This is a genomic window from Corticimicrobacter sp. (genome assembly GCF_040137905.1).
Taxonomy (GTDB): domain Bacteria; phylum Pseudomonadota; class Gammaproteobacteria; order Burkholderiales; family Burkholderiaceae_B; genus Corticimicrobacter.
Genome location: NZ_JBEFDG010000069.1, coordinates 1 through 6,027 on the forward strand (window position 1 = coordinate 1; position 6,027 = coordinate 6,027).

A 6,027-nucleotide genomic window follows, 5' to 3' on the forward strand; every position below is an offset into this window, starting at 1 on the left:
AAGTCATAGCTGACTGCCAGATCGACCAGCGTCGAGGCCTGGTTATGCATGGTATTGAGCGTGTCGCCATAGCTGCTGCCCACATAGCGCGCACCGGCCCCGAAACCCAGCCCTGCCAGCGGCCCCTGCTGCAAGCGATAATCCAGCCATGCTCCGGCAGTATGGCGCGGCTGGCGGCTCGGGGTCTTGCCGACTTCGGCAGGATTGTTGCTGGCCCGTACCTGGCTGCGGTGATAACTGTAGTAGGCAATCAGATCGAGTCCGTCATCCAGCTCGGCCAATGCCTCGAGTTCTACACCTCGCGAACGCAGCTTGCCGGCCAGCTCCGAATATGCGGTGCCCGGCACGTCCCGCACGGCATCCTTTTCATCGATCTGGTAGGCCGCCAGCGTGATCTGGCTGCGCTGACCGGGCAACTGATATTTGACCCCGGCCTCGATCTGCGAGCCGCGCGTCGGATCCAGCGGCGTGCCCTGTGCATTCAGCTTGCTGTTGGGCGTAAACGAAGTGGCATAGCTCAGATACGGTGCAAAACCACTCTCGCTCAGGTACAGCACGCCAGCCTGCCAGGTGAACGCATCGTCTTTCTTGCGCAGCACACTGCCGCCCGCCAGGACGTTTTGGTTGCGTTGATGCACGACATCGTAGCGCCCCCCCAGATTCAGCCTCCAATTGCCGATGCTGGCCTGATGGGACAGATAGTAGCCAAGCTGGTCATCGCGCTGCTTGACCGAGACCAGGTTGTAGTCGGGTGTCGGCAAGGAGACATTGCCATACTGCGGATTGTCCAGATCGAGCGGCGGCACACCGCTGGTCAGCAAACCGATACGATTGTTCCAGTTGACCCGTTGATAGTCGAAGCCCGCCAGCAACTGATTGTCGATCCCGCCCGTCTGGAAATTCAGGAGCACACGGTTATCCACCACCAGGCTTTCCACCTTGCTGCCGACAGACCAGGCCGAGCGTTCGAGGATGCGCGTCCCCGGTCGCAAGCCGGCGTTGTCCAGATAACGTACCTTCATGTCCAGGTCGCTGTAGCGCAGGTGCTGGCTCAGCGTCAGGGCATCACTGTAGCGATGCACCAGTTCGTAGCCAAACTGGTATTCCGTCTGTCGCTGATAATCGTAGTCAGGATCGCTGATGCGCATGCTGGTCGGCCGGCCATTATCGACATACGTCCCGACCCCGCCATCGGTATCATCCTTCATGTATTGCCCGCGCACCGTCAGCGTCGTCTTGTCACTGAGCTGAAAATCGAATACCGGGGCCAGCACATCCCTGTCATCGTTGATCTGCCGGTCAAACTCGCCACGCCGGATCAGACCCGTGACCCGAAAGCGCGCCGTACCGCTTTCATTGATGTCATCACCGATATCGACCGCAAACTGCTTGCGATCGTGCGAAGCGCCCGTCACCATCACCTCGCGCACAGGCGTGTCGGTCGGGCGCTTGGATACCCGGTTGATCAGGCCGCCAGGCGTGCCCTGCCCATACAGTACCGACATCGGCCCCTTGACGATATCCACCTGTTCGAGCAAATAGGGTTCGGTACGCGGCGTGGCGTAGATACCCGGCGTCTGGCGCAGACCATCCAGGTAATCCCCTTTGATATTGACCTGGAAACCACGTATGGATATCTGATCGAAGCGAGGATCGAAGCCTGCGCTGCCCGTCGTTACCCCGGCCGTGTAGGTCACGGCGTCCAATACGCTCATGGCACCGCGCGCTTCCATTTGCGCACGCGTGACCACACTGACCGAACGCGGCGTTTCGAACAGCTCGGCTTCCACCTTGCCGGCGCTGCCGCTCTGGCTGGCCACGAAGGCGTTCAGGCCCCCGTCCGTCCGGGCATCAGCAGCCGTCACCATGATGGGGGCCAATGTCGCTGCATCGGCCCTGGGCTGCAAGGTATATCGCCCCTCCCCGGTACGACGTGCCTGCAGATTGGCATCGGCCAGCAGGATGGCCAGGCCCTGTTCGATGCTGTAGGTGCCATGCAGGCCGGCCGTTTGCCGCCCTTCGGTGAGACTGCCTGCACCACTCAGGTAAATACCCGCTATTTGTGCAAACTGATTCAGGGCCGGGCCGAGCGGGCCGGCTGCAATGTCGAATTGCGAAGGTGCCGACGCAGTCTGCTGCGCCGACACGGCCAACGGGAATATCGCAGGCACCATCAGGCTGGCGACCAGGACACGAGGCAGGATGGATTGACGAAAGAAAATAGGGGATGACATGGCAGACGCGAAGGTTGCGGGCGCGGCCGTTGTGCAGCGCCTTCCCTATACAGAACGGACGAAAACGAAAAAAGGGAACTCGTCGTTCAACGCGGCTCTATCGTGACCCACCAGGGCAGGCTGCGCTGTACCCGGATCGGCAGAGCCTCTGCCAGCAATTCCAGTGCAGCGTCGGTATCGGGCACCGGATAGGCTCCCATGACCTTGAGGTCGGCCACGTCCGGATGCACGCCCAGATAACCACGCCGATAGCGCGAAAGCTGCACCAGGACATCTTCCAGCCGCATGTTGTCTACCGCCAGCACGCGATTGCGCCAGGCCGCCTGCGCAGGGTCGAGTGCAGCATCCGCGCCGATACCGCCCGCGGTGACATCGACCTGCCCGCCTTGAGCGATGATCCGGCGCTCACCCGTACTGGCCAGACGGATTTCAACCGCACCCTCCAGCACGGCAAGATGGGCCGACTCGGCCTCCTTGCGTACCAGGAACACCGTCCCCAGAGCCTGCATCGTGCCAAAACGCGTGGCAACCAGGAAGGACCGGGCACTGTCATGTGCCGTCTCGACCACAACCTCGCCCTGATGCAGGGTCAACAATCGCTGATCCCCGCTCATCACGAAATCCACGGCGCTGGCAGTATTCAGCCAAAGCAGGCTGCCATCCGGCAGACGCAGTTCGCGAATTTCGCCGACGCCGGTCTGACTGTCGGCCTGCCAGGCCAGCAGTCGGTCCTGTACCGGCGGATATCGCCAGACCAGCCACCCACCCACGCCCGCCGTCAACAGGCAGGCCAGCGTACCCATCGCACGGCGACGACCCGGCGCTGCGGCCCGGCGCAAGCCGCTTGCCATGGACACCGAATCGGATTGCTCGCCCAGGCCGGCAAAGCGCTGGCCCACACTGTTTATTTTTTCCCAGGCGAGAGGGTGCAGGGGCTGGCTGTGCAGCCATTGCCGCCAAGCTTCATGCTGTGCCGCATCGTGCGGCGCATCACTCAACCGCACATACCAGTCTGCCGCTTCCTGCAGAACACGATGCCACTCCTGGGCCGATGTCATTCCTGCGGTACTGCAGCCATGCCCGACCACCTGGGCTGAGCGTCCTGAAAATCGGCTTCGAGCAACGCGCAATGCACCAGCGCCTGCGCCATGTATTTCTTGACCATGCGCTCGGATACATTCAGGCGCTCGGCCACGTCCCGGTATTTGAGCCCCTCCACCTGTGCCAGGATGAAGGCCTCCCTGACCTTGGCCGGCAAGCGCTGCAATATGTTGCCCAGTTCGAGCAAGGTCTCGATCACGATGGCCTGCTGCTCGGGCGATGGTGCCACGCCCTGCGCATGGCGCAACGCCTCGCGCCAGGCCTGCTCGACCTCGCGGCGACGCCATAGGTCAATGCACAGCCGCTTGCCCATCGTGCGCAGATAGGCCCGCGCCCCGCAAGGGCTGTCGAACCCGCGTGGCGTGACCAGCAGGCGCACGAACGCATCCTGGGCCAGGTCGGCAGCGTCGCCGTCATTGTCCAGGCGGCGCTGCAGCCATGTGCGCAGCCAGCCATAGTGCGACTGATAGAGTTCCTCGATACCGGAATGAGACATTTGGGCATGCACGCCACATCAGAGATGAGAAGATTATAATATCAGTTCTCACTTCCATCACGACAGTGCTGCGAACCGCTCCGACCAGTTGCCTGGCGCTTGCTCGACCAGTTCCTTCAGCTGCGCTTGCAGGCGTTGCGAGACCTGTGCCACGCTCTCGCCTTCTGCCAGGGGCTCCTCGCCAGCGATGCTGCAAATGTCCGCCTCGATATTGCTCCAGTCTGCACGCCAGCCGCCGGCTGCCTCAAGCAGATAGAGCAAATGAGGCTCTATCGAAAAACCCGGCACCGTCGAATTGCTCTGGCCTGCATGGCGCAATTTTTCGAGCGTCAAGGCCAGGGCATGACTGGAGAAGGTTCGCTCTTCCAGGCTGGACGCAAGCGCCGAATCCTCGATAGCGTCGGCAGCCAGCTCTCGCCAATAGGCCGCGTCGTGCGCGCCATCCGTTTGCAGCATATACCGGCTGGCATACGCAGCCATCGCGTCGATATCATCGAATAACGGCGACAGCACCAGGTCACTTTTGAAGTCGAATCCAAAAAAATAGGTCGTGCCATCCAGCACCAGCGATTCGATGCCGCCCACGGCAGGATGCCGCTCATCGAACAGGAGGGCATCCCCGGTTTCCGGGTCACCTTGTTCGGCTGCGGCGCGCAACCACTCGACCGCTTCATCCACATCGCCCTGCTGGAGAATCTGCAGGGCATCGAGATTGGACCGGGCCAGCTCGTTGCCTTGTTCGGCGGCTTTACGCCACCAGGTGGCTGCTTTTTCTGCGTCCTGAGCAACCCCGCGACCATCCATGTACAAAGCGCCAAGATTCGCCTGAGAAACAGCATGGCCTTGCTCTGCCGCCTTGTGCCACCATGCGGCGGCCTGGGCATCGTCCTGATCTACGCCGTCACCCTTTGAGTAACACGCCGCCAGACTCGCCTGGGCGATCACGTTGCCTTGCTCGGCCGCTTGACGCCACAGGGCTACTGCTTGAACATCATCCCGTTCAACGCCCAGCCCGGCCGCATACATATCGGCAAGATGCAATTGCGCTTCGGCATGACCTTGTGCCGCCGCCCGGCTCCACCAGGCGACGGCTTGAGCATCGCTCTGGGCCACGCCCCTGCCAAGCCTGAACAGGCTGCCGAGGTCCATTTGAGCCATGACATGCCCTTGCTCGGCCGCTTTTTGCCACCAAATCACAGCCTGAGCATCATCTTGCGCAACGCCGCTCCCGTTTAAATACCGGCCACCAAGCCAGTTTTGAGCGATAGGGAATCCCTGCTCCGCAGCTTTATGCCACCAGGCAACGGCCAGCGTATCATCCCGGGTCACGCCTCGACCTGTTGAGTACATGCAGGCCAGGCTGGATTGAGCAGGGGCATCGCCCTGCTCTGCAGCCTTGCGCCACCACGCCACTGCCTGGACATCATCCTGGGGCACGCCCAGGCCGTGCATGTACAGCCAGCCCAGGGCATCCTGGGAAAGGGCGTGGCCCTGCTCTGCGGCCTTGCGGTACCAGTGCGCGGCCTGCACATAGTCCTGGGCAACGCCATTTCCATCCGCATAGCGCCGGCCTCGCTGATACTGCGCATCAGGATTGTCGTCATTTTTGCCAGATGGCCCCATGAGGCAGCGCAGTGTATCGGCGATTCTGCGGAATATATTTTTCATATTGAATTTTTGATGCCTTGTGATGCAGTGGACAAATGTTACTGCCATCCCATTCAGGGCATATCCATCAATACGCCCGCTTTTTTGCTGGAGTTCGGCGAACAACGCTGAACAGCAAAAAGCCCGGCATTTACGCTGGGCTTCTGGTGGATTTCGGAGGTGACGGAAGCAGAATGGACTGTTTCTGTTCGTCAGACGTTGATCAGACGCTTCAACCTTGATCAGTCAACAAAGGGCCGCATCATCTGACACCCTGCTCAGCCACGGCCTGCTGCCAAGCTCTCCCACGATCCAGTCTGCGAATGCCCGCGTCTTGGCTGGAACCAATCGTGCGGAGGGATGCACCAGGTAAACCGTCTCGCTGTTCTCCACGGGATAACCGGCCAGCACCGGCACCAGGCGGCCGCTGCACAGTTCCGGGCCGGCCAGCCAGTCGGACACCATTGCGATGCCGGCACCGGAAGCGGCTGCCTGGACGAGGCTTTGCGCATCATCCGTGACCAGCGGACCTGCGATCCGAATCACCGT

The 6,027-nt window shown here is 61.4% G+C and carries 5 protein-coding genes; all 5 read right to left on the reverse strand.

Going from position 1 to position 6,027, the window contains the following annotated elements; translation table 11 throughout:
- Nucleotides 1-2,234 (reverse strand): TonB-dependent siderophore receptor (locus tag ABN482_RS11785; protein WP_349504171.1); only part of this gene is annotated, 2,234 nt, incomplete at its 3' end.
- Between the two features lie 86 nt (nt 2,235-2,320).
- Nucleotides 2,321-3,292 carry a FecR domain-containing protein gene (locus ABN482_RS11790; RefSeq protein ID WP_349504172.1) on the reverse strand — a complete coding sequence of 324 codons (972 nt, stop codon included), beginning with the start codon at nt 3,290-3,292 and terminating at the stop codon, nt 2,321-2,323.
- A complete protein-coding gene (locus tag ABN482_RS11795; RefSeq protein WP_349504173.1) occupies nt 3,289-3,831 on the reverse strand; it encodes a sigma-70 family RNA polymerase sigma factor in 543 nt (180 codons plus the stop codon). Before ABN482_RS11795 ends, ABN482_RS11790 begins: the two co-directional genes overlap by 4 nt.
- 57 nt (nt 3,832-3,888) lie before the next feature.
- Nucleotides 3,889-5,604 (reverse strand): SEL1-like repeat protein, encoded by a 1,716-nt coding sequence (locus ABN482_RS11800; protein WP_349504174.1) that lies wholly within the window; start codon nt 5,602-5,604, stop codon nt 3,889-3,891.
- A 120-nt stretch (nt 5,605-5,724) separates the two neighbouring features.
- Nucleotides 5,725-6,027, reverse strand: a 303-nt coding sequence (locus ABN482_RS11805) for a LysR substrate-binding domain-containing protein (protein WP_349504175.1), incomplete at its 5' end; no start/stop codon positions are given.